Origin of the sequence: Kitasatospora sp. GP82, from assembly GCF_029892105.1 — a bacterium.
Classification (GTDB): Bacteria; Actinomycetota; Actinomycetes; order Streptomycetales; family Streptomycetaceae; genus Kitasatospora.
In genome coordinates this window covers 145520-166462 of sequence record NZ_JARZAJ010000018.1, presented here as the reverse complement: position 1 = coordinate 166462, position 20943 = coordinate 145520, and the positions used below count along the sequence as shown (strand labels likewise).

The 20943-nt window shown below is 72.1% G+C and carries 22 protein-coding genes and 1 riboswitch; of the genes, 11 read left to right on the top strand and 11 right to left on the bottom strand.

The genetic code is table 11. The features are described from left to right. Position 1: 1 nt before the first annotated feature. Positions 2-697 carry a DNA alkylation repair protein gene (locus P3T39_RS20895; protein WP_280699981.1) on the bottom strand — a complete coding sequence of 232 codons (696 nt, stop codon included), beginning with the start codon at positions 695-697 and terminating at the stop codon, positions 2-4. Between the two features lie 220 nt (positions 698-917). Continuing rightward, positions 918-2852, bottom strand: coding sequence for an anthranilate synthase family protein (locus P3T39_RS20890; protein ID WP_280699980.1), 1935 nt, complete (start codon positions 2850-2852; stop codon positions 918-920). A gap of 313 nt (positions 2853-3165) precedes the next feature. Between P3T39_RS20890 and P3T39_RS20885 the strand changes: the two genes are divergently transcribed. Beyond that, positions 3166-4515: a 3-deoxy-7-phosphoheptulonate synthase class II gene (locus P3T39_RS20885; RefSeq protein WP_280699979.1), complete on the top strand. Its 1350-nt coding sequence runs from the start codon at positions 3166-3168 to the stop codon at positions 4513-4515. Positions 4516-4678: 163 nt separating this feature from the next. Then, positions 4679-4927: a (2Fe-2S)-binding protein gene (locus P3T39_RS20880; protein ID WP_280699978.1), complete on the top strand. Its 249-nt coding sequence runs from the start codon at positions 4679-4681 to the stop codon at positions 4925-4927. A gap of 30 nt (positions 4928-4957) precedes the next feature. Here the strand turns inward: P3T39_RS20880 and bfr are convergent, their stop codons facing one another. Next, entirely contained in the window at positions 4958-5437 is a 480-nt protein-coding gene (gene bfr, locus P3T39_RS20875) for a bacterioferritin (RefSeq protein WP_280699977.1), read from the bottom strand. Positions 5438-5638: 201 nt separating this feature from the next. Here bfr and P3T39_RS20870 point away from each other — a divergent pair, with 201 nt between their 5' ends. Then, positions 5639-6268: a sulfite oxidase-like oxidoreductase gene (locus P3T39_RS20870; RefSeq protein WP_280699976.1), complete on the top strand. Its 630-nt coding sequence runs from the start codon at positions 5639-5641 to the stop codon at positions 6266-6268. A gap of 17 nt (positions 6269-6285) precedes the next feature. Here the strand turns inward: P3T39_RS20870 and pknB are convergent, their stop codons facing one another. From pknB to thiO, 4 genes are all read right to left on the bottom strand, one after another. Further along, positions 6286-8004 carry a Stk1 family PASTA domain-containing Ser/Thr kinase gene (pknB, locus tag P3T39_RS20865; RefSeq protein ID WP_280700012.1) on the bottom strand — a complete coding sequence of 573 codons (1719 nt, stop codon included), beginning with the start codon at positions 8002-8004 and terminating at the stop codon, positions 6286-6288. Positions 8005-8123: 119 nt separating this feature from the next. Then, positions 8124-8921: a thiazole synthase gene (locus tag P3T39_RS20860; protein ID WP_280699975.1), complete on the bottom strand. Its 798-nt coding sequence runs from the start codon at positions 8919-8921 to the stop codon at positions 8124-8126. A gap of 2 nt (positions 8922-8923) precedes the next feature. Next, the gene (gene thiS / locus P3T39_RS20855) at positions 8924-9133 is read right to left on the bottom strand and encodes a sulfur carrier protein ThiS (protein WP_280699974.1); all 210 of its coding nucleotides are present in this window, start codon (positions 9131-9133) and stop codon (positions 8924-8926) included. Then, a complete protein-coding gene (gene thiO / locus P3T39_RS20850; RefSeq protein WP_280699973.1) occupies positions 9130-10281 on the bottom strand; it encodes a glycine oxidase ThiO in 1152 nt (383 codons plus the stop codon). Before thiO ends, thiS begins: the two co-directional genes overlap by 4 nt. Beyond that, positions 10275-10388, bottom strand: a riboswitch (TPP riboswitch). (Overlaps the previous gene by 7 nt.) A gap of 120 nt (positions 10389-10508) precedes the next feature. Here thiO and P3T39_RS20845 point away from each other — a divergent pair. The 3 genes from P3T39_RS20845 (at position 10509) to thiE (ending at position 12767) form a co-directional block, all read left to right on the top strand. Next, positions 10509-11693, top strand: a complete 1185-nt coding sequence (locus P3T39_RS20845) for an FAD-dependent oxidoreductase (protein WP_280700011.1) — start codon at positions 10509-10511, stop codon at positions 11691-11693. A gap of 64 nt (positions 11694-11757) precedes the next feature. Next, complete coding sequence (locus P3T39_RS20840) at positions 11758-12123, top strand: Rv2175c family DNA-binding protein (RefSeq protein ID WP_280699972.1); 366 nt, start codon at positions 11758-11760, stop codon at positions 12121-12123. After that, a complete protein-coding gene (gene thiE / locus P3T39_RS20835; protein WP_280699971.1) occupies positions 12123-12767 on the top strand; it encodes a thiamine phosphate synthase in 645 nt (214 codons plus the stop codon). The genes P3T39_RS20840 and thiE overlap by 1 nt, the downstream gene beginning before the upstream one ends. An 85-nt stretch (positions 12768-12852) precedes the next feature. Here the strand turns inward: thiE and P3T39_RS20830 are convergent, their stop codons facing one another. Beyond that, complete coding sequence (locus P3T39_RS20830; RefSeq protein ID WP_280699970.1) at positions 12853-13959, bottom strand: polyprenyl synthetase family protein; 1107 nt, start codon at positions 13957-13959, stop codon at positions 12853-12855. Positions 13960-14108: 149 nt separating this feature from the next. Here P3T39_RS20830 and metF point away from each other — a divergent pair, with 149 nt between their 5' ends. Both metF and P3T39_RS20820 read left to right on the top strand, forming a co-directional pair. Continuing rightward, on the top strand, positions 14109-15023 hold the full coding sequence (gene metF / locus P3T39_RS20825; RefSeq protein WP_280699969.1) for a methylenetetrahydrofolate reductase [NAD(P)H]: 915 nt from the start codon (positions 14109-14111) through the stop codon (positions 15021-15023). Between the two features lie 109 nt (positions 15024-15132). Next, a complete protein-coding gene (locus P3T39_RS20820) occupies positions 15133-16002 on the top strand; it encodes a hypothetical protein (RefSeq protein WP_280699968.1) in 870 nt (289 codons plus the stop codon). A gap of 18 nt (positions 16003-16020) precedes the next feature. Here the strand turns inward: P3T39_RS20820 and P3T39_RS20815 are convergent, their stop codons facing one another. Next, positions 16021-16266, bottom strand: a complete 246-nt coding sequence (locus P3T39_RS20815; RefSeq protein WP_280699967.1) for a DUF2630 family protein — start codon at positions 16264-16266, stop codon at positions 16021-16023. Positions 16267-16440: 174 nt separating this feature from the next. Between P3T39_RS20815 and P3T39_RS20810 the strand changes: the two genes are divergently transcribed. Then, positions 16441-16812, top strand: a complete 372-nt coding sequence (locus P3T39_RS20810) for a tetratricopeptide repeat protein (protein WP_280699966.1) — start codon at positions 16441-16443, stop codon at positions 16810-16812. A 96-nt stretch (positions 16813-16908) separates the two neighbouring features. Continuing rightward, positions 16909-17340 (top strand): SRPBCC family protein, encoded by a 432-nt coding sequence (locus P3T39_RS20805; RefSeq protein ID WP_280699965.1) that lies wholly within the window; start codon positions 16909-16911, stop codon positions 17338-17340. Between the two features lie 7 nt (positions 17341-17347). Here the strand turns inward: P3T39_RS20805 and P3T39_RS20800 are convergent, their stop codons facing one another. Together P3T39_RS20800 and P3T39_RS20795 are read right to left on the bottom strand one after the other, a co-directional pair. Beyond that, positions 17348-18796 (bottom strand): NAD(P)/FAD-dependent oxidoreductase, encoded by a 1449-nt coding sequence (locus P3T39_RS20800; RefSeq protein ID WP_280699964.1) that lies wholly within the window; start codon positions 18794-18796, stop codon positions 17348-17350. A gap of 97 nt (positions 18797-18893) precedes the next feature. Continuing rightward, positions 18894-19520 carry a DUF4126 domain-containing protein gene (locus P3T39_RS20795; RefSeq protein WP_280699963.1) on the bottom strand — a complete coding sequence of 209 codons (627 nt, stop codon included), beginning with the start codon at positions 19518-19520 and terminating at the stop codon, positions 18894-18896. A gap of 663 nt (positions 19521-20183) precedes the next feature. Here P3T39_RS20795 and P3T39_RS20790 point away from each other — a divergent pair. Continuing rightward, the gene (locus P3T39_RS20790; protein WP_280699962.1) at positions 20184-20789 is read left to right on the top strand and encodes an SAV_6107 family HEPN domain-containing protein; all 606 of its coding nucleotides are present in this window, start codon (positions 20184-20186) and stop codon (positions 20787-20789) included. Positions 20790-20943 lie beyond the last annotated feature (154 nt).

Genomic DNA, 20943 nt, shown 5'->3' with positions numbered 1-20943 from the left:
TTCAGAGGTTCTTGAGGGCTTCGCGGACGGAGAGCGGGGAGAGGGAGGACTGCTCGACATAGCGGCGGACGGCGGTGGGTTCGGTCTTGCCGTACTCGCGCAGGGCCCAGCCGATGGCCTTGCGGATGAAGAAGTCCGAGTCGCCGGAGCGCAGGGTGCAGTAGGTGAAGAGGCGGTCGGCGGCGGTGCGGCCCCGGTGGCGCAGCTGGTGGAGCAGGGCGGTACGGGCGATCCACAGGTTGTCGGAGCGGATCCAGGCGTCCATCTCGGCACGCAGCCCCGGGTCGGCGGCGACCAGCCGGCCGACGACGTGGGAGGCCAGCGGGTCCACCGTGTCCCACCAGGAACGGGTACTGATGAGGTGCCGGACGGTGGGGAGGAAGGCCGAGGAGCAGCGGTCGGCGTACCGGGCGAGGTAGTCGGTGGCGAAGTACTGGTACTCCCGCTCCGGCAGCTCCCAGCAGGCGAGCGCCAGGGCGGTGCAGTCGGCCTCGGCCGGATGCGGGGTGCCCTCCAGGACGGTACGTGCGAGGGTTCGGCGGGCCGGGGCCGGCAGGCCGAGGAAGCTGAACTGATGGCGCATGTACGCGGACATCCGGGCCGCCTGGACCGGGTCGGCGGCGGCGCGGAAGGCGGGTTCGAGCCGGTGCAGGAGCGACTCGGCGACGGCGCCGGTCGGCGCAGCTGGGGTGGCCATGGAGCCATGCTCCCGCCTGCCACCGACGCCCGACCACCCGGGGGCAAGGGCGAACCGATCAGGGGCGCGGGGTAACTATTCCGGACGGGGCAATCACTGAGGGGCGCAGGGCTCTGCCCGGCGCCGCTCAGGACCGACCGGCAATAGGGAGCGCGCGTCGCGACGCCGCGGGCCCTATCGCCGGTCGGTCTACGGTGGTCACCGTTGGCCCCGGGGTGGGTCAGCTGCGGACGGTGCTGGCGTTGTGCAGGAGGTCGGCAACGATGTCGACGCCCTCGCGGGTCAGGACGGACTCCGGGTGGAACTGGAGGGTGGCGAAGCCGGGCCCGCGCAGGGCGTGGACATCCCCGGTGAACGCGTCCCGGGCGGCCTCGATGCCCTCGGTGCCCAGCCGGACGGCGTCCGCCGGGGTGCAGCGGGCGGTGAAGGCGTTGTAGAAGCCGACGGTCCGCCGGGTGCCGAAGAGGTCGATGCTCTCCTGGGCGCCCTGGTACGGGACGGCCTTGCGGGCCAGCGGCAGTCCGAGCTCGGCGGCGAGCAGCTGGTGGCTGAGGCAGACGGCGAGCAGTGGAGACGTCCTGGTCCCGGCCCGGACGGCGCCGAGCGCGTCGGCGACGATCGGCCGCAGCAGCGCCATCTTGGGGTCGGCGGGGTCGGCCGGGTCGCCGGGGCCGGGGCCGAGCACCAGCGGCCCGGGGTGGGCGGCGGCCAGTGCGCGCAGCCCGGGAGTGTCGAAGCGCCGTACGGTGACCCGGTGCCCGAGCGAGGTGAGCAGGTGGGCGAGCATAGAGGTGAAGGTGTCCTCGCCGTCGACCACCAGGGTCTCCAGCGGCTCGGTGGCCTCGGTGGGCTGCTGCATCCGCAGCCAGAACGAGGCGAGGTTGCGCCGACGGGCGTCCAGCGCGTTCTGGACCCGGTGGTCGTCGGCCAGCCGGGGACCCTCGGAGCCGGCCGCGTGGCGGGCCGGTGCCGGGCGGGCCCCGATCGCCGCCAGTACCCCGGCGGCCTTGGCATGGGTCTCGGCGACCTCCGACTCGGGGCGGGAGTGGCGCACCAGGGTGGCTCCGACGCCGACCCGCAGCCGTCCGGTGGCCGGGTCGATGTCGGCGGTGCGGATGCAGATCGGCGAGTCCAACTGCTGGGAGCCGCCCGCCGAGCGGCCGATCAGCGCTAGCGCGCCGGAGTAGTAGCCCCGGCCCGTCCTCTCGTAGCGGCGGATCACGCGGGTGGCGTTCTGCACCGGGCTGCCGGTGACGGTGGCCGCGAACATGGTCTCCTTGAGCACCTCCCGGACGTCCAGCGAGGTGCGCCCGCGCAGCTCGTACTCGGTGTGCGCGAGGTGGGACATCTCCTTCAGGCGCGGGCCGAGTACCTGGCCGCCCAGGTCGCCGACGGTGCACATCATCTTGAGTTCCTCGTCGACCACCATGGTGAGCTCCTCCAGCTCCTTGGGGTCGTGCAGGAAGTCGAGCAGCGAGTCGATGTCCGCGCCGCCGGCCGGATAGCGGTAGGTGCCCGAGATCGGGTTCATCACCACCGTGCCGCCGCTCTGCCGGACGTGGACCTCGGGGGAGGCGCCGACCAGCACCCGATCCCCGGTGTGCACCAGGTAGGTCCAGTACGCGCCGCGCTCCTGCTCCAGCAGCCGTCCAAAGAGCGAGAGGGCCAGGGCCGGGGTGAAGTCGGCCAGCTGGGCCCGGAAGTCGCGGCGGACGACGAAGTTGGCGCCCTCGCCGTGCCCGATCTCGTCCTCGATCACCCGCCGGACGATCTCGGCGTACTCGGCGTCGTCGATGTCGAAGCCGCCCCCCGAGAGCGTGACGGGCAGCTGGGGCAGGGCCGGGCGCAGCTCGGCGAGCGGGACGGCGTACTGCTCCCGGATCCGGATCGCCTGCAGCGGAGTGCCGTCGTCGTACGCCTCGAAGCCGCGCTCGCGGATCTGCCGGTACGGGACGAGGGCGAGCAGGTCGTGGCGCGGTCCGCCCTCGGGCGCACCGGTGGGGACGGGCAGGTCGGCCAGGGCGTCGTACGCACCAACCTCGCCCAGCAGGACCTCGACGGTGTCGGGGGCGAGCCGCGGCGCGTGGCGGTGCAGCAGGGCGAAGGCCGGGGCGCCGGGGGCGGTGAGACGGGTGAGCAGATCGGCGAGGTGCACGGTACGGCTTCCTTCCGGTGGATGGCAGGGCGGTGGGTGGTCCGCTCTTCCCGGAGGGCCGGCTGCTTCCGATACGCCGACGGCCGCCCCGAGGGGCGGCCGTCGTGTCGTCTAGGGACGCGCGAGTCGTGGGCCACCCGGAGGGTTGGCCCACCACCAGCAGAGGGTGTGTGGCGCGCTCATGGGGACGAGAGTAGCGGATCAGACCCGGCTGTGAATCGGCTATGAAAGGGCCCACCCGAATGTCCACGTGTCGTCTCACCCATCGGGCGGCAGTCACAATTCACTTGTCGCAACCCGTAGCCTTGACCCTGTGACCGTGACAACTGAGACAAACGGGCCTGGCCACAGCTGGCAGTCCCTTCCCGCGGCGCAGCAGCCTGAATGGCCGGACCAAGAGGCTCTGCGCAAGGTACTTGCGGAGCTCGCCTCGTATCCGCCGCTCGTCTTCGCCGGCGAGTGTGACCAGCTGCGCGCCCGGCTCGGTGCCGTCGCGCGCGGTGAGGCATTCCTGTTGCAGGGCGGTGACTGCGCCGAGGCTTTCGACGGCGTGTCGGCCGAGCAGATCCGCAACAAGCTCAAGACCCTGCTGCAGATGGCGGCGGTGCTCACCTATGCCGCCTCCGTCCCCGTGGTCAAGGTCGGCCGGATCGCCGGTCAGTACTCCAAGCCGCGTTCCAAGTCCACCGAGACGCGGGACGGCGTGACGCTGCCCGTCTACCGGGGCGACTCGGTGAACGGCTTCGAGTTCACCCCCGAGTCCCGCATTCCGGACCCGGAGCGCCTGAAGCGGATGTACAACGCGTCCGCCGCGACGCTCAACCTGGTGCGCGCCTTCACCACCGGTGGTTACGCGGACCTGCGCCAGGTGCACGCCTGGAACCAGGACTTCGTGCGCAACTCGCCCGCCGGGCAGCGCTACGAGTCGCTCGCCAAGGAGATCGACAACGCGCTGGCCTTCATGAAGGCGTGCGGGGTTGCTCCCGAGGAGTTCAAGACGGTCGAGTTCTTCTCCTCGCACGAGGCGCTGGTGCTCGACTACGAGACCGCGCTGACCCGCGTGGACTCGCGGACCGGCGACCTGTACGACGTCTCCGGCCACATGGTCTGGATCGGCGAGCGCACCCGTCAGCTGGACCACGCGCACATCGAGTTCGCGTCCAGGATCCGCAACCCGATCGGTGTGAAGCTCGGCCCGACCACCACGGTCGACGAGGCGCTCACCCTGATCGACCGCCTCGACCCGGAGCGCGAGCCCGGCCGGCTCACCTTCATCACCCGGATGGGAGCGGGCAAGGTCCGGGACCACCTGCCCACCCTGGTGGAGAAGGTCACCGCGACCGGCGCCCAGGTGGTCTGGATCTGCGACCCGATGCACGGCAACACCTTCGAGGCCGCGACGGGCCACAAGACCCGCCGCTTCGACGATGTGCTCGACGAGGTCAAGGGCTTCTTCGAGGTGCACCGCGCCCTGGGCACCCACCCGGGCGGCATCCACGTCGAGCTGACCGGTGACGACGTCACCGAGTGCGTCGGCGGTGGCGACGAGGTGATGGTCGACGATCTGCACCAGCGCTACGAGACGGCCTGCGACCCGAGGCTCAACCGCAGCCAGTCCCTCGACCTGGCCTTCCTGGTCGCGGAGATGTACCGCGGTCACTGAGGTCCGTCCAGGTTGAACCAGTGTGACGAAGGCCCCTCCGCTTTCCGGGAAACCGGGAGCGGAGGGGCTTTTTCGTACTCCGGCCATTGGGTAAGGTAAGGCTTGGCAAGCTAAGGCAAGCCTTCGCTGAGATCTGTGAGTGCAACCCCCGGGAGAGACCGCGATGTACGTGTGCATGTGCCATGCGGTCACCGAGGACCAGGTCAGGAAGCAGATAGACGACGGGGCCAACAGCCCGCGTCAGGTGGCCAAGGGCTGCAAGGCCGGTACCGACTGCGGCTCCTGCGTCCGCCGGATCCAGGCCCTGCTGGGCGAGCACGGCGCGCGCCCGTGCCCGACCGCGCGGCTGGCCGCCAAGCTCGGTCTCGCCGAGCCGGACACCGAGCTCGTCGAGCCGCTGCGCGCCGCCTGAGGCAGGGGCGGCGGCTCGGGCTGTGCCCGGTCAGCTGGACGGCTGCTCGATCAGCTGGGCGATGTAGAGCGCCTCGCCGAGCTTCTCCACCAGTTCGAGCTGGGTGTCGAGGTAGTCGATGTGGTGCTCCTCGTCCTCCAGGATCGCCTCGAAGACATTGGCGGAGGTGACGTCGTTCTTGGCCCGCATCACCACGATGCCGCGCTTCAGGCGGTCGATGGCCTCGACCTCGATCTGGCGGTCGGACTCGAACATCTCCTTGACCGTCTGGCCGATCCGGACGTGGAAGAGCCGCTGGTAGTTGGGCAGGCCGTCGAGGAAGAGGATCCGGTCGGTGAGCACCTCGGCGTGCTTCATCTCGTCGAAGGACTCGTGCCGGGTGTACGTGGCGAGCTTGGTCCAGCCGAAGTTCTCCTGCATCTTGGCGTGCAGGAAGTACTGGTTGATGGCGGTCAGCTCGGCGGTGAGCTGCTCGTTGAGAAACTCGATGACCTCGGGGTCGCCCTTCATGGCGGTGCCTTCCTGCCTCATGCGTCACGCGCGAAACCACGGCTGTGATCGCATCGTGACACCCCCGCGGACGAAAACTCCAGTAAGTTCACACTTACTGGAACATGGTGCGCAATGTCCGGTTTGACACTTTTGTGACTGCCAGGGGCTCCGACCAGGGGCGCGCGCGGTGTCCACCCCGCCGTCTGTCACCATGGAGCCATGGGTCAGCACGAACGAGAACAGCTCCAGCCGACTGACCCGAGGCTCCCTCCGGGCCAGCGCCTACAGCGCGGCTGGCCGGTGCTGCACTACGGTCCGGTGCCTCGCTTCAAGCCGCTGACCTGGGATTTCCAGGTATTCGGCGCGACCGCCTCGGCCGAGAAGGCCAGTTGGGACTTTGAGGGCTTCCATGCCCTGCCCCGGACCACGGTGCACGGCGACTTCCACTGCGTGACCCGCTTCTCGATGCTCGGCAGCGAGTGGGGAGGCGTGTCGGCCGCGACCGTCCTCGACCTGGTGCCGCCCGCCCCCGACGTCACCCATGTGATGGTCTGGGCGGAGTACGGCTACAGCTCCAACCTGCGCCTCGCCGACTTCGCCGATCCGCGCACCGTCTTCGCCACCCACCGCAACGGCGAGCCGCTCACCGTCGAGCACGGCTTCCCGGTCCGCCTGGTCGTGCCGCACCTGTACGCCTGGAAGGGCCCCAAGTGGGTTCGCGCGGTCGAGTACATGCGCGCCGACCGCCGTGGCTTCTGGGAGGAGCGCGGCTACCACAACCTGGCCGACCCGTGGGCCGAGCAGCGCTACTCCTACCAGGAGGAGCCCGGCGACGGGCCGTTGCGCTAGGGCGTGTCCCGCAGGAACTAGAACGCCGGGAGCTTGAGGGCCACCACCGTGCCCTGCGGGCTCGGCTGACCGGCGGGCGGGTTCTGGCTGGTCACCTTGCCGGTGCCGAAGAAGTTGAGTCCGCTGGCCTGCGCCTGGAAACCGGCGTCCGCCAGCGCCTTGGTGGCATCGTCCTTGCTCAGGCCGACCACATTGGGCACCGGGGTCATGCCCTTGCTGACCACCAGAGCCACCGGCGTGTTCACCGCGACCTGCTGGCCCGCAGCCGGGGCGGCACTGATCACCGAACCCTTCGGCACGGTGTCGTTGTACTCCTCGGTGGTCGTCCCCGGTGTGAGGCGGGCGTCGGTGAGCGCCTTGCGGGCCTGGTCCAGCGGCTTCCCGGTCACCTCGGGCACGGCGATCCGCTCCGGACCCTTGGAGAGGGTCACCTTCACCGGATCGCTCTTGCGGACCCGTTGGCCGACGCCCGGGTCCGAGGTCATCACCTGCCCGGCCGGGACGCTCTCGCTGAACTGCTGGCTGAACGCGCCCTGGAGCCCGGCCCTGTCCAGCGTCTGGACCGCCTGTGCCTGGCTCTGCCCGAGCACGCTGGGCACCGTCGCGTACACCGCGCCGGACAGGAAGAACGTCGCCCCGCCGACCAGGGCCAGCAGAACGGCGGCCACCGCGGCCCAGATCAGCGGCCTGCGGGAGCGGCGCGGCCGTTCGGGACGGGCCGGGAGGGGTTCGTCGTAGGGGCGGGAGAGCATCAGGGTGGGGACGTCCATCACGCTGGTGTGCTCCACCACCCGCTGCACCGGGGCGGTCACCTCGCCGGTGGGGTGCTGCGGGGTGGGCAGGGCCGAGGCGGGCGGCTCGGCGTCCAGCTGGCCGGGTGTCAGGGCTCGCCGGGCGCGCTGGAGGGTGGCCAGCAGCTCGACGGCGTCGTACGGGCGGCCCTGCGGGTCGCGGGCGGTGGCGGCCGTCACTATGGCGTCCAGGCCGGGACTGACGTTGGGCGCGGCCAGCGAGGGCGGCGGGACGTCCTCGTGCAGATGGCGGTAGATCACCTGCATCGGGTTGTCGCCGGTGTGCGGCTTGGTGCCGGTCAGCATCTCGTACAGCAGGATGCCCGCGGCGTAGACGTCCACCCGCTGGTCGGTCGGCGAGCCGGGCTGGATCTGCTCGGGAGCCAGGTAGGAGACCGTGCCGAGCACGGTGGTGGCCGACGTGGTGGCGGTGACCGAGCCGTCCGCACCGGAGAGCACCCGGACCAGGCCGAAGTCGGCCACCTTGACCAGACCGCCATCGGTGATCAGGACGTTCTCCGGCTTGACGTCCCGGTGCACCAGACCCGCCCGGTGGGCGGCGCCCAGCGCGGCCAGGACCGGCTCCAGGATGTCCAGGGCGGCCCGCATGCTCAGCGCGCCGCGCTCGTGCAGCACGTCGCGCAGGGTGCAGCCGGGTACGTACTCCATGGCCAGGAAGACCGTACGGCCGTCCGCGCCCTGGTCGAAGACATTGACCACATTGGCGTGGGAGAGCCGGGCGACGGCCTTGGCCTCGCGGATGAAACGGGCCGTGAAATCGGGATCGTCCACCAGGGAGGGGTGCATCACCTTGAGGGCGACGACCCGGTCGAGGCGGATGTCGGTGCCTCGGTAGACCGTGGACATACCGCCTGCCGCGATGCGCTGCTCGATTCGGTACCGGCCGTCGAGGAGGGTGCCGATCAGGGGGTCGTCCAGCGTCATGTCCACCAGAGGAGTGTATTGGGGGCCCAGCGGCGACGGCCCCAGGGGCGCGGACAGTCGGTCCTCCCCAGGACGAGACCAATCAAGCAGGGCCCCGCGCCCCTGGGGGTACCCCTTGCTCAGAAGGCCGGCCGCTCGCGGTGGTCGAGGTCGGCGCGTCCGGCCATCGCGGAGGATGCCTCGGCGTGGAAGCGGCGCGGGATGCGGCCCGCCCGCCGGGCGAGGCGGCCGGCCTCGGCGGCGTGCCGCATCGCCTCGGCCATCAGTACCGGGTCCTGCGCCCGGGTGACCGCCGAGGCCAGCATGACTGCGGCGCAGCCGAGTTCCATCGCCAGCGCCACATCTGAGGCGGTGCCCGCGCCCGCGTCCAGGATCACCGGGACGTTCGCACTCTCCACGATCAGCTGGAAGTTGTGCGGATTGCGGATGCCCAGGCCGGAGCCGATCGGCGAGCCGAGCGGCATGATCGCCGCGCAGCCGACATCCTCCAACTTCCGTGCCAGCACCGGGTCGTCGTTGGTGTACGGGAGGACGGTGAAGCCGTCGTCCACCAAGGTCTCGGCGGCGTCGAGGAGTTCTATCGGGTCGGGCAGCAGGGTGCGCTCGTCCGCGATGACCTCCAGCTTGACCCAGTCGGTGCCGAGCGCCTCGCGGGCCAGCCGGGCGGTCAGTACGGCCTCTCCGGCGGTGAAGCAGCCGGCGGTGTTGGGGAGGATCCGGATGCCGTTGCGGGTCAGGACGTCCAGCACCGAGCCCTGGGTGCCCGGGTTGACCCTGCGCATCGCGACAGTGGTCAGTTCGGTGCCCGAAGCCTGCAGCGCCTGCTCCAGGATCTCCAGGCTCGGCGCGCCGCCGGTGCCCATGATCAGACGGGAGTTGAAGGTGGTCCCGGCGATGTTGAACAGATCGTCAGCCATGGTCAGCCTCCCTGTACGGCGGTGAGGATCTCGACGCGGTCGCCCGCGCCGAGCACGGTGTCGGCCCAGGAGCTGCGCGGGACCACGGCTTCGTTCAGCGCGGCGGCCACGCCGGTCGGTGCCTTGCTCAGCGCGGCCACCAGCTCGGCCAGCGTGGTCGCGGGCGGCACCCGGCGCTCTTCGCCGTTGACGGTGAGTGAGATCTCGTTCATGCGGGGACCTTTGAGCCGAAGCGACTGGGGGAGAAGGGGGCGGCGAGCTCGGGGGTGGCCCCGGTGGCCAGGTACTCGGCGAGCAGGTCGGCCGTCACCGGGGTGAGCAGTACACCGTTGCGGTAGTGGCCGGTGGCCGCGATCAGGTCGGGCAGTGCGGTCGGGCCGAGCAGCGGGGCGTTGTCCGGAGAGCCGGGCCGCAGACCGGCGTTGGTCTCCACCAGCGGCAGTTCGGTCAGCCCGGGGACCAGTTCGTGCGCGTCCCGCAGCAGCTCGTACACGCCGCCGGCGGTGACCGTGGTGTCGTAGCCCTGCTCCTCGGTGGTCGCGCCGATCACCAACTCGCCGTCGGCGCGCGGCACCAGGTAGATGTGCTGTCCGCGCACCACCGCACGGACGTTGCGGGAGAGGAACGGTGCGTACTGTTCCGGAATGCGAAGCCGCAGCACCTGGCCCTTGACCGGTCGGATCGCGGGCAGGACTCCCTCGGGCAGGCCGGGCAGCAGGTGGCTGCGGGAACCTGCGGCGAGCACGATGCGCTCGGCGCGCAGGATCTCGCCGCCGGACAGGCGTACGCCCGCCGCCCGGCCGGCCTCGACCAGCAGCTCGGTCACCTCGGCGCGGTGCAGATCCACCCCGGCGCGCTCGCAGGCGGCCACCAGCGCGGCCGTCAGCCGCCGGCCGTCCACCTGATGATCGCCCGTCACCTGGAGGCCGCCGCGCACACCGGGGGCGAGCATGGGCTCCAGCCTGCGGCACTCGCGGCCGGTCAGCCAGTGCGACTCCAGGCCGAGCCGCTGGTGGAAGGAGTGCAGCTCGCGCAGCTCCTCGCGGTCGTCGGAGTCCAGTGCCACCGCGAGGGTGCCGGTCTGCCGGTAGCCGGTGTCCAGGCCCGTGACCTCGGAGAGCTCGGCGGCGAAGGCCGCGTACCGCTCGTTGGAGGCCATACCGAGCCGCAGCAGCGGCTCCTCGCCGTACTGGAGCTCGGTGACGGGGGCCAGCATCCCGGCCGCGACCTGGGCGGCGCCGTGCCCCGGGTCGGGGTCGGCCACGGTGACCGCGAGTCCGCGCTGCGCGGCCCGCCAGGCCACGCCCAGCCCGATGATGCCGCCGCCGATCACCAGCACGTCGGTGTCGGTACGTGCCACAGTCTCGATTCTCCCTTCGCCGGCATGACCCGGATCAGGTTCGGACGGTCGCAGGCCGCTTCAGCCCGCCTCTCAGCCCGGTGCACCGGGCTCCCGTGATGGTCCAACCACCATAACGCCGGGGGCCGCCGCAACCGAAGGTGCATACGTAATGTGGACAGTCGCCCGGATGCCGGTACGGAGCTCGGTAGGGTGGGCGGGTGGCAGAGCTGAACATCACGGATCCGATGGTCGTCGTGGGCGCCGGGATGGCGGGGGCGCAGGCGGCGCTCGCGCTGCGGCAGGGAGGCTGGCGCGGGCCGATAGCCCTGGTCGGCGAGGAGTCGCACCCGCCGTACGACCGGCCGCCGCTCTCCAAGGACGTCCTGCTGGGCAAGCGCGACTCCACCGAGCTCGACATCGACTGGCAGCACCTGGGCATCGAGCTGCTGCAGGGCCGCCGCGCCACCGCCGTGACACCGGGCGTACTGCACACCGAGAGCGGTGAACTCCCTTACGGCGGCCTGGTGATCGCCACCGGTGCCGCGCCGATCGCGCTGCCGGGGTCCGACGGCGCCCGGGTGCTGCGCACCGTGGACGACGCACTCGCGCTGCGCGCGAGGCTGGTGCCCGGCGCCCGGGTGGTCCTGGTCGGGGCGGGCTGGATCGGCGCCGAAACGGCCACTGTGGCACGGGAGTTGGGCTGCGAGGTCACGGTGGTCGAGGCCGGCCCCGCGCCGCTGGCCGGTGCGCTGCCCGCCGAGCTCGGCGCCCTGATGGCCGACTGGTACGCCGGCGCCGGGGCCGAGCTGCGCTGCGGCACCGGTGTCGAAGCCGTCGAACCGGGCGCGGTCCTGCTCACCGACGGCACCCGGTTGCCCGCCGACGAGGTGGTGGTCGGCATCGGCGCCCGCCCGGCCACCCGCTGGCTCGCGGGCAGCGCCGTCGAGCTGGACGCGAGCGGTGCGGTCCTGGTGGACGGGCAGCTGCGGACCACCGCCGCAGGCGTCTGGGCGGCCGGCGACTGCGTCTCGTACCCCTCGGTCCGCTCGGGCACCCGGCTGTCCGTCCAGCACTGGGACCACGCGCTGCAGTCCGGCCGCGCGGTGGCCGCCTCGGTGCTGGGGACGGCGCTCGGGCAGGGCTCCGGCGAGCCGTACGACCCGGTGCCGTACTTCTGGTCGGAGCAGTTCGGGCGGATGGTCCAGTACGCCGGGCGGCATGCCGAGGCGGACCAGCTGCTGTGGCGCGGCTCGGCACAGGACCCGTCCTGGTCGGTGCTCTGGCTGCGCGAGGGCCGACTGGTCGGGATGCTCTCGGTGGACCGGCCGCGCGACCTCAGCCAGGCACGCCGGCTGATCGCGGCCGGAGCCGTACTCGACCCGGCGAAGGCGGCCGACCTGGCCGTCCAGCTGAAGGCGGCGGTGGGATAGGCCCCGGGGCATCTGCCGGAGGCGATAGGTGCGCCGGAGCGCCGCGAGGTGAGAGTCTGGTCCCGTGAGTGAGATCAATCCCAAGATTGAAGCCCTGGTCCCCGAGTGGACCTACCTGCCCGACATCTCCGAACTGTGGGGTGTGCAGGTGACCGAGGTCCGCAACATGGTGAAGACCGGCCAGCTGATCGCCATCCGGCGCGGCGAGAACCGGTCGCTCCAGGTCCCGGCCGCGTTCATCGAGCCCGACGGACTGGTGAAGCACCTGAGCGGCACGCTGACCGTGCTGCGGGACTGCAAGTTCACCGACGAGGAGATCATCGAATGGCTGTTCACCGAGGACCCGTCGCTGCCCGGTAGCCCGATCCAGGCACTGCGCGAGAACCGGGGCACCGAGGTCAAGCGCCGCGCCCAGGCGATGGCGCTCTGATGACGGACGCCCGCACACGGCTGGCCGAGGCCCGGCTCTACCTGTGCACCGACGCCCGGCGCGAGCAGGGCGACCTGCCCGAGTTCCTGGACGCGGTGCTGGCCGGTGGCGTGGACATCGTCCAGCTCCGCGACAAGGGCCTGGAGGCCAAGCAGGAGCTGGAGTGCCTGGAGGTCTTCGCCGACGCCGCGCGGCGGCACGGCAAGCTCTTCTCGGTCAACGACCGCGCCGATGTCGCGCACGCCGCCCGCCCCCAGGTACTGCACCTCGGGCAGGACGATCTGCCCGTTCCGGCGGCGCGGGCGATCCTCGGTGACGATGTGATCATCGGACGGTCCTGCCACGCCGAGTCCGAGGTGGACGCGGCGATCGCCGAGCCCGGAGTCGACTACTTCTGCACCGGACCGGTCTGGCCGACCCCGACCAAGCCCGGCCGCCACGCGCCCGGCCTCGACCTGGTCTCGTACGCGGCCAAGGCCGTGACCGACCGCCCGTGGTTCGCCATCGGCGGCATCGACCTGTCCAACCTGGACGAGGTCCTCGCCGCGGGCGCCCGCCGGATCGTCGTGGTCCGCGCGATCACCGCGGCCGAGGACCCGGGCGCAGCCGCCGCGGAGCTGGCCCGCAGGATCCGCGCGGCATAACCCCTGCCGGGCACACCGCCCCACCAACGGGGCGCGAGCCCCGCGCCCCTGGGGGTGCCCTTCCGGTTGCGGGGTGCCCTTCCGGCTAGTACTTGCGGACGGTCGCGGCCTCCGCGAGGGCGAGCAGTGCCGGACGGGCCGGGCCGTCGGCGAGTGGGGCGGTGTCCAGAGCGTCCAGCGACTGCCGCATCAGCTCCGCGATCCGCTGCTCCACCACCTCGGCCGCGCCGCTGCGCTCGACCAGGCCGCGCAGGGCCCCGATCTCCTCGGCAGTCAGGTCGGGGGCGCCGAGCCGCCGGTCCAGCTGCCGGGCGCCGGCGGGGCTCAGCCCGCGCATCGCGTGGGCGATCAGCAGCGTCCGCTTGCCCTCGCGCAGGTCGTCCCCGGCGGGCTTGCCGGTGACCGCCGGGTCGCCGAAGACGCCGAGCAGATCGTCGCGGAGCTGGAACGCCTCACCGAGCGGCAGCCCGAAGTCCGAGTACGCGGCGAGCAGTTGGGGCCCGGCTCCGGCCAGCAGGGCGCCGACCTGGAGCGGTCGTTCGATGGTGTACTTGGCCGACTTGTAGTGCAGGACGGTCTGCGTCCGCTCCAGCGCACCCTCGTCGGTGGAGTCCCCGGCGACCGGTTCGAGTACGTCCAGGTACTGACCGACCATCACCTCGGTGCGCATCAGGTCGAAGGCGGGCTTGGCCGCCAGTACCCGCTCGGCGGGCAGGCCGGAGCGCAGGAACAGTTCGTCGCACCAGATCAGCAGCAGGTCGCCGAGCAGGACCGCCGCCGAGGCGCCGTACTGCTCACGGTCACCGCGCCAGTCGCTGCGCCGGTGCAGTGCCTCGAACCGGCGGTGCACCGAGGGCAGGCCGCGCCGGGTGTCGCTGCGGTCCATCAGGTCGTCGTGCACCAGGGCGCTGGCCTGGAGCAGTTCCAGGGCGGCGGCGGCATGCGCGATCGACGGGTCCTCGGCCGAGCCGCCGGCCCCGCGCCAGCCCCAGTAGCAGAAGGCGGGGCGCAGCCGCTTGCCGCCGTCCAGCAGGAACTCGCGCAGTGCGTCGGTCACCGGCCGCAGTTGCGGGGAGATCCCGGCGAGCAGGCTTGACTGCCCGGCCATGAACTCCGCGAGGGCCGCGTTGACGCGCTCGCGGACGGCCTCCACGGCGATGGGGTCGACCGACTGGCTGGTGGACGAGGGCACGAGGGACTCCGGATCACTGGGGTGACAATCAGACTAACTGGGCTGCCTCTCCGGCCCGATATCAAGGGCTTCCCCTGGATGTCCGGCAGGCGTCTCACTTGGTGGACCACGATTGCCCGGCCCTTCCCAAGGGCCGCTAACCTGCCAGCATGGCACTAGGCATCTCCTCCACCAGGACCGACCGCGCACAGACGGTCCACGATCTGCTGGCGGCGGGGGACCGCTCCTTCTCCTTCGAGTTCATGCCCCCGCGCAGCGAGGACGCCGAGCGCCGCCTGTGGGACGCGATCCGCCGTCTGGAACCGCTCAACCCCAACTTCGTCTGCATGACGTACGGCGCGGGGGGCTCCTCCCGGGGCCGCACCGTGGACATGGTCGGCCGGATCGCCACCGAGACCACCCTGACCCCCGTCGCCCACCTCACCGCCGTCGACCACTCGCTGGCCGAACTGCGCAACATCATCGGCCACTACGCGGACCAGGGCGTCCGGAACGTCCTCGCCGTCCGCGGCGACCCGCCCGGCGACCCGCAGGGCGACTGGGTCCGCCACCCGGAGGGCGTCACCTACGCGTACGAACTGGTCGAGCTGATCAAGGGGATCGGCGACTTCTGCGTCGGCGTGGCAGCCTTCCCGCAGATGCACCCGCGCTCGGCCGACTGGGACGACGACATCCGGCACTTCGTCAACAAGATCCGCGCGGGCGCCGACTACGCGATCACCCAGATGTTCTTCGAGGTCGAGGACTACCTGCGGCTGCGCGACCGGGTTGCGGCGGCCGGCTGCGAGACGCCGATCATCCCGGAGATCATGCCGGTCACCAACATCAAGCAGCTGGAGCGCTTCCCGCAGCTCTCCGGCTCGGCCTTCCCCGAGGACCTGGTCCGCCGCTTCCTGGCCGTCGCCGAGGACAAGGCCGCGGTGCGGGCCATCGGCATCGAGCACGCCACCGCGATGTCCGAGCGGCTGCTCGCGGAGGGCGCCCCCGGGCTGCACTTCATCACCCTCAACCACTCCACCTCGACGCTGGAGATCTACCAGAACCTCGGCCTCCACCAGCGCTGAGCCGCGCGCCCGCAGGCGCCTCAGGGCGGGCCCGCAGTGATGTGGGTCCGGGGCCGCCGAGGCGGTACAGTCGCCCGCACACGCGCCGTTCGCGACTGGAGGTAGCGGGATGGGCATCGGCTATCTGGTGCTGTACGTCGCGCTGGCGATGGTGGCGCTCTGGCTGCTCGCCGAGCTGTTGCTGCAGAACCGCGCTCCGCTGCACTGGCGGGCCCTCGCCCTGGCCGGCTTCCTCGCGGTGGTCGCCGGGATGGGGCTGAGCGCGGTGGTGGTGATCGGGGCGGGTGCGGCCGCCTTCGCGCTCGGCCAGGTCTTCGTCACCCTCTCGGTCAAGCGCGGCCGGGCCGTCGCGTGGTCGCTGCGCCGCTCGGACGGCCGCCTCCCGGGGCCGCTCGCCCGGATCCCGCTGCTCAGCGCCGCGACCGGCGGTGCGGCCGCCGCCGCTGCGGCCGTGGTGGTGCAGCCGGTCGGCGAGGTCGGTCCGGTCGAGCCGGCGGAGCCCTTGTCCGCCACGGAGACCGGCGTTCCCGCCGACGCGCCGTTCGCGGCCTATGCGCCGCACCAGACGCACCAGTCCTACGAGCCCTACGAGCCCTACCAGTCCTATGAGCCGTACGGACAGTTGCAGGAGATCGGCAACGACGGCGTGTACACCGACGCCCCGGCAGCCTTCGCGCAGCAGCCCGATCAGTACCCGCAGAACGACGGCTTCCAGTTCCAGCCCGCCGCCGCCGGTGCGTATCCCGGTCAGTACTGGCCGCAGCAGCCCGCCTTCGGCTACGACCAGTCCTACCCCGCCGCCGCTCCCTACCAGGACCCGTACGGGCAGCCCCAGCCCCAGTACGACCAGCTGCACGAGCAGTACCAGTACGACCAGTCCGGGTACGCCGCCCAGTCCTGGGAGCAGCAGCCCGCGGTCGTTCCCGAGCAGACCGTCTACGGCCAGCACCCCGGCCCCTGGGGCTACCAGCAGGGCTGAGCCGCCGGTCGGGCCGGGTCAGGACTCGTAGCCCTCGACCTGGGAGGCCGGGCGGACGTGGGCCTCGTCGGGGTTCTCGCCGTACTCGGTGCGGGCGCGGCGCTGGCGCAGCAGGTCCCAGCACTGATTGAGTCTGATCTCCAGAGCGGCGAGTTCCTGCTGGGTGGCTGCTGCGTCGGCCTGGCCGGAGGCGATCTTGGCCCGCAGGCCCTTCTCGGCCGTGACCATGTCGCCGATCGTGGCGAGGATGTCGGAGTCGGTCATGGCGTCCTCCCTGGCGGGGTGAGGAGTGGCTTCACCGTTCATCCTCGATCCGCCTCGGACGGGCCGCATCCGGCGGCGCGAGACGGCGGGAACAGTGCGGTGCCACCGGTGGTTGAAGCGGCCGTCCGACGTCCGGGCACAGTGGGGTCGTCCACCGAGGAAGGAGCCGTTCCCATGAGCTACCAGGAGTACCGGCGCGCCACCCTGTTCTTCGAGTCGAAGGACTACATCGGGGCGGCCGAGATCCTCGCCCCGATCGTCGAGCAGGACCCGGCGAACCGGTCCGCCGTCGAACTGCTGGGCCGCTCGTACTTCCACAGCGCCCAGCTCGGCCGCGCGGAGCAGGTCTTCCGGCGCCTGGTGGAGCTGGACCCGGGCAACGACTGGGCGTACGAGGTGCTCGGCCGGACGCTGGAGCGCCGGGGTGACGCTGCCGGGGCGGCCCGCTACCGCAAGCTCGCCCGCGCGATGGGCGGCCGGAGCGCCGAGCCTGTGGTGCTCTCGCTGACCGCCGCCGATCTGGTGGACGGCTCGCAGCGTCCCTGATCCGCCACGGCCCGATCAGGGGGCTGTCCCGGCCGGGCGGCGGCTCGTACGCTGGTGGGAGCCGATGCGCCGTCAGTCTGTCGCAAGCCTGCGGGGGTGCCTGTGTCCCACTCCGTCACCGTCGAGATCGCCGCTCCACCCGCACGGGTCTGGCAGGTGCTGGCGGAGGTCGAACGCTGGCCCGCCTGGACGGCGTCCATGGCGGAGATCCACCGCCTGGACGACGGCCCGTTCGGTGTGGGCAGCACGGTGCGGATCCGGCAGCCCCGGCTGCGCCCGGCCGTCTGGCGCGTGACGGTGTACGAAGCGGGCCGCTGCTTCGCCTGGCAGAGCGCCGCCCCGGGCGTCCTGACCACCGCCCTGCACCGCATCGACCCGCGACCCGGCGGCTCCAGCGCAACTCTGACGCTTGATCAGACGGGCCCGGCGGCCCCGCTGCTCGCCGTGGTCTACGGGCCGCTGACCCGCCGCTACCTGGACATCGAGGCGGCAGGCCTGAAGCGGGCCGCCGAGCGGGCCGAGACCTGACGCCGCGTCAGGCCGGGCCGATCCCGGTGGCCGTGATCGAGGCGGACATACCTGCGCGGGCCAGCCCGCCGCCCGGGTGGACGGTCTCGCCGACCAGGTGCAGGCCGGGGATGCCGGACTCGTTCGCCGGGTTGAGGTAGCGGCCGCCGGAGCCTGCCAGCGACGGGTGGGTGAGCGCCTCGGCCGGCGGCAGGACCTTTCGCCACAGCACACGGTCACGGAGGTCGATCCCGGAGGCGGCAAGGTGGTCGAGCAGATGGTCCGCATAGGACTCGGAGTCCGGTGCGAGCCGGGCGACTTCGTCGGGCCCTGGCACGGTGACGGTGAGGGTGACGGCCTCGTGCCGGTCGTCCGGGCGCAGCGTGGGATCGTCGGCTCGGTGCACCTGCACGGTGGGGTGCTGCGGCAGCTGCGGGTGCCGGAAGACCTGGTCCAGTTCGCGTTCGGTGTCCCGGGCGTGCACGACCGTGCGGTACGCCGTCCCGGCCGGGCGCGCTCCGCGCAGCGCCAGCAGGACGGTGAGCCGGCCGGTGGCCTCGACCCGGCTGGGCTCCAGGCCGAGGCCCGGCGCGATGCCGCGCTCGGCCAGGGTGCGTGCGTCGATCGCCGAGAGCACCAGGTCCGCCTCGAAGGTGCGCTCGCCGGCGGCGATCCCGCAGGCCCGGCCGTCCGCGACCAGCAGCTCGGTGACGGGGGTGTCGAAGTGGAACTCCGCACCGCGCTGCTCGCACCGCCGGTACACCGCCTCGGCCAGGGCCCGGTTTCCACCGGTGACGTACCAGACGCCGAAGGACTGTTCCATGTACGGCAGCACGCAGGCCCCGGCCGGGGCGTCGTCCGGGTGGAGGCCGAAGCGCAGCGCGTACTCGTACAGCAGGGCGGTGAGGCCGGGGTGGCCGCCGAGTTCGCGCTCGGCGACCTGGGCGAGGGTGCTGGTGCGGCGGCTCAGCCGGGTCAGGCCGCGGCGCGGCGGCGCGGGGTACGGATCGGTGTGCAGCGGCCGGGGGTCGGCGGGCAGCGGCTCTTCGAGCAGGGGGCGCCGGGTGGCCTCCCAGACTGCGCGGGCCCGGTTCATCACCTCGTTCCAGCGCTCGCCCGAACCGGGACCGAAGGCCGTGTCCAGTGCCTGGCCGACCCCGCCGCGCGAGGCGTTGGGCAGCACGAGGTCCGTACCGTCGGGGAACAGGTGCCGGCTCTCCGGGCTCACCGGGGCCAGTTGGACCAGCTGTTCCAGCGGCTCGCGGCCCGACTTCAGGGCCAGGTCGCGGTAGACGGCGGGAAGAGTGAGCAGGCCGGGGCCGGTGTCGAAGGTGAAACCGTCCCGTTCGTAGCGGCCGAGCATGCCCCCGAACGTGCTGCCGGCCTCGCAGACCGTCACCCGGTGCCCGAGGGTGGCCAGCCGTGCGGCGGCGGCCAGGCCGCTGATTCCTGCGCCGATGATGACGATCCGTGCCATGGGACCCGATCCTAAGACCCTCCGGAGACGGAGGCCGGGCGCTACCTCGGGGTTCGGGTGACCTGCGGTTCCGTGGGACCCCGGGCCAGTGTCCGGCTCAGTACGGTCCGGCGCCGACGGGCTGGGGCGCGCTGCGCTGCGCTCGCTGTGTCTTGCGCTCGCGGCGGTGCTGCCGGAAGCGGCGGATCCGGGAGATCGCGAACCAGACCAGGACCGCACCGATGACCACAAGCGTCGCGGCGATCGACGCGGCGAACCACGGGTGGAAGATCGCCAGGGTGACCAGACCGGCCACCGAGAGGTCCTCGGCCAGGCTCAGGATGATATTGCTGGCGGGCTCCGGAGAGGTGTTGACCGCCATCCGCAACGAGGCCTTGATGCCATGGCTGACCAGAGCGGTGGTGCCGCCCATCGCACCGGCCGCCACCTCGCCGAGGGAGCCCGGGTGCTGACTGGCCAGCAGCGCTCCGACGGTCGCACCGGCGATCGGGCGGATCACCGTGTGGATCGCGTCCCAGACGGTGTCCACGTACGGGATCTTGTCGGCCACCGCCTCGCAGAGGAAGAGCACGCTCGCGGCGATCAGTACATCGGTGCGCTCCAGCACGGGCGGCACCGAGTCGGCCCCGCCGAACCGCCCGAACAGACCGAGCAGCATCACCACGGCATAGGCGTTGATGCCGCTCGCCCAGCCGCTGGTGAAGATCAATGGGACGATGCCCACCCTTGTGCTCCCCTCCGAAACCACCGCTGACAATCCGTCCGACCGCTCCGAAGTACAGGACGGACTTCGAACGGCCGGGCCCCACACCGTACCCGCACCGGTGGGTCCGGGTTCTCAGGACGCCGACGGCAGCCGGGCGGTTCCGGCCCGGGGGAGGTCTGCGGAAGATGAGTACGGATACTCAGTCCCAGACTTGAGTAGTTCAGCGGATGGCCTCCTGCCTGCGGAAACGGGCAGAGTGATGGCATCGGGACGACGGCCTGTCAGAGGGTCGGTCGCCCCGGCAGCGGTCTCGCGTCCATCAGCCGTGGGGGATTGATGGGCAGCCTTTGCGGGCCGCGCAGCCAGGCCGGACGGCCGCGCGACGCCGACCCGGGGGTGGCGGAGCGGGGCCGTGGGGAGGACGGCCGACGGGGGAGTACCGGGGAAGTGCGGGGCCGCAGCGCTCCGCACACCGGTGGACGTGCAGGGCGGTTCCGCACGGCAGGCCGACGGGGGAGTCGGGGCGAGCCGGGCGGGACCGCCCTTGCCATGTGCGAGCCGGTCCGGATCCCAGGTGTGCACGCGGTGGACGTTGTGGGCATGGATTGTCAGTGGTGCCGTTCACGATGGGACTGCACGGGTCGTCCGGCCTGTGCCACCCGCTTAGGACCGGGGGATGCCATGACCATCAGCCATCCTGAGACCGTTACCCGCCGCCCAGCCGCCGACTTTCGCGGTGCCGCACCGCAGAGCCCCCAGCCGGACGGCCCCGGGGTGCGGATCCCGGCACTCCCGATTCCGTCGCCGCAGAGCCGGGGCGCCGACGTCCACCCTGTGCTGCGCCGGGCCGCCGCCCCGCCCGCCGCCCTCGACCTGCTCCGTCACGCGGACGCGACGCTCACCCGCGCCCGCCAGTACGAGGATCCGCTGGAGCGGTACGCCGCCGCGCACCTGGCCGCACTGCGGACCACCGCGGCCGTGCTCGCCGTGCGCGGACGCCCGGAGAAGAACCCACGGCGGCGCCGGGCCATCCGCAGCGCCTGGGACGTGCTGCCCGAGGTCGCCCCCGAACTCGCCGAGTGGGCCCTCTACTTCGCGGCGGGCGCCCGCCGCCGGGCCGCGGCCGAGGCGGGTATCCGGGGCTCGGCCAGCACCCGCGAGGCGGACGACCTGATCCGCAACACCGCGCTCTACCACCGCATCGTCCTGCGCCTCCTGCGTCTTCACCCCGAGCCGTCGGCGCAGCCGCTCGACATCCGCTCTGCGGCGGCGGGGGACGTCGAGTAGCGGGGCACCGCCGGCCGCGGCGAGGAGGGAAGAGGAGGGAATGGCCGGGTGCGGCGGCCGGGCCGTGTCCGGTGCGGCTGGGGTGGGGCGGGGTGCCGAGGGTCCTGGCGGTCTAAGGTGGGGGTGATCAGCCAGACCCCCGCGACGAGGAGCT

Excerpts from the sequence above, each read along its gene's own strand:
- P3T39_RS20810 (WP_280699966.1), top strand. The coding sequence starts at position 16,441 with ATGAGCTACCAGGAGTACCGGCGCGCCACCCTGTTCTTCGAGTCGAAG.
- P3T39_RS20895 (WP_280699981.1), bottom strand. The coding sequence starts at position 697 with ATGGCCACCCCAGCTGCGCCGACCGGCGCCGTCGCCGAGTCGCTCCTG.
- P3T39_RS20820 (WP_280699968.1), top strand. The coding sequence starts at position 15,133 with ATGGGCATCGGCTATCTGGTGCTGTACGTCGCGCTGGCGATGGTGGCG.
- thiS (WP_280699974.1), bottom strand. The coding sequence starts at position 9,133 with ATGAACGAGATCTCACTCACCGTCAACGGCGAAGAGCGCCGGGTGCCG.
- P3T39_RS20860 (WP_280699975.1), bottom strand. The coding sequence starts at position 8,921 with ATGGCTGACGATCTGTTCAACATCGCCGGGACCACCTTCAACTCCCGT.
- P3T39_RS20880 (WP_280699978.1), top strand. The coding sequence starts at position 4,679 with ATGTACGTGTGCATGTGCCATGCGGTCACCGAGGACCAGGTCAGGAAG.
- P3T39_RS20845 (WP_280700011.1), top strand. The coding sequence starts at position 10,509 with ATGGTCGTCGTGGGCGCCGGGATGGCGGGGGCGCAGGCGGCGCTCGCG.
- metF (WP_280699969.1), top strand. The coding sequence starts at position 14,109 with ATGGCACTAGGCATCTCCTCCACCAGGACCGACCGCGCACAGACGGTC.
- bfr (WP_280699977.1), bottom strand. The coding sequence starts at position 5,437 with ATGAAGGGCGACCCCGAGGTCATCGAGTTTCTCAACGAGCAGCTCACC.
- P3T39_RS20815 (WP_280699967.1), bottom strand. The coding sequence starts at position 16,266 with ATGACCGACTCCGACATCCTCGCCACGATCGGCGACATGGTCACGGCC.
- thiE (WP_280699971.1), top strand. The coding sequence starts at position 12,123 with ATGACGGACGCCCGCACACGGCTGGCCGAGGCCCGGCTCTACCTGTGC.
- P3T39_RS20870 (WP_280699976.1), top strand. The coding sequence starts at position 5,639 with ATGGGTCAGCACGAACGAGAACAGCTCCAGCCGACTGACCCGAGGCTC.
- pknB (WP_280700012.1), bottom strand. The coding sequence starts at position 8,004 with ATGACGCTGGACGACCCCCTGATCGGCACCCTCCTCGACGGCCGGTAC.
- P3T39_RS20800 (WP_280699964.1), bottom strand. The coding sequence starts at position 18,796 with ATGGCACGGATCGTCATCATCGGCGCAGGAATCAGCGGCCTGGCCGCC.
- P3T39_RS20790 (WP_280699962.1), top strand. The coding sequence starts at position 20,184 with ATGACCATCAGCCATCCTGAGACCGTTACCCGCCGCCCAGCCGCCGAC.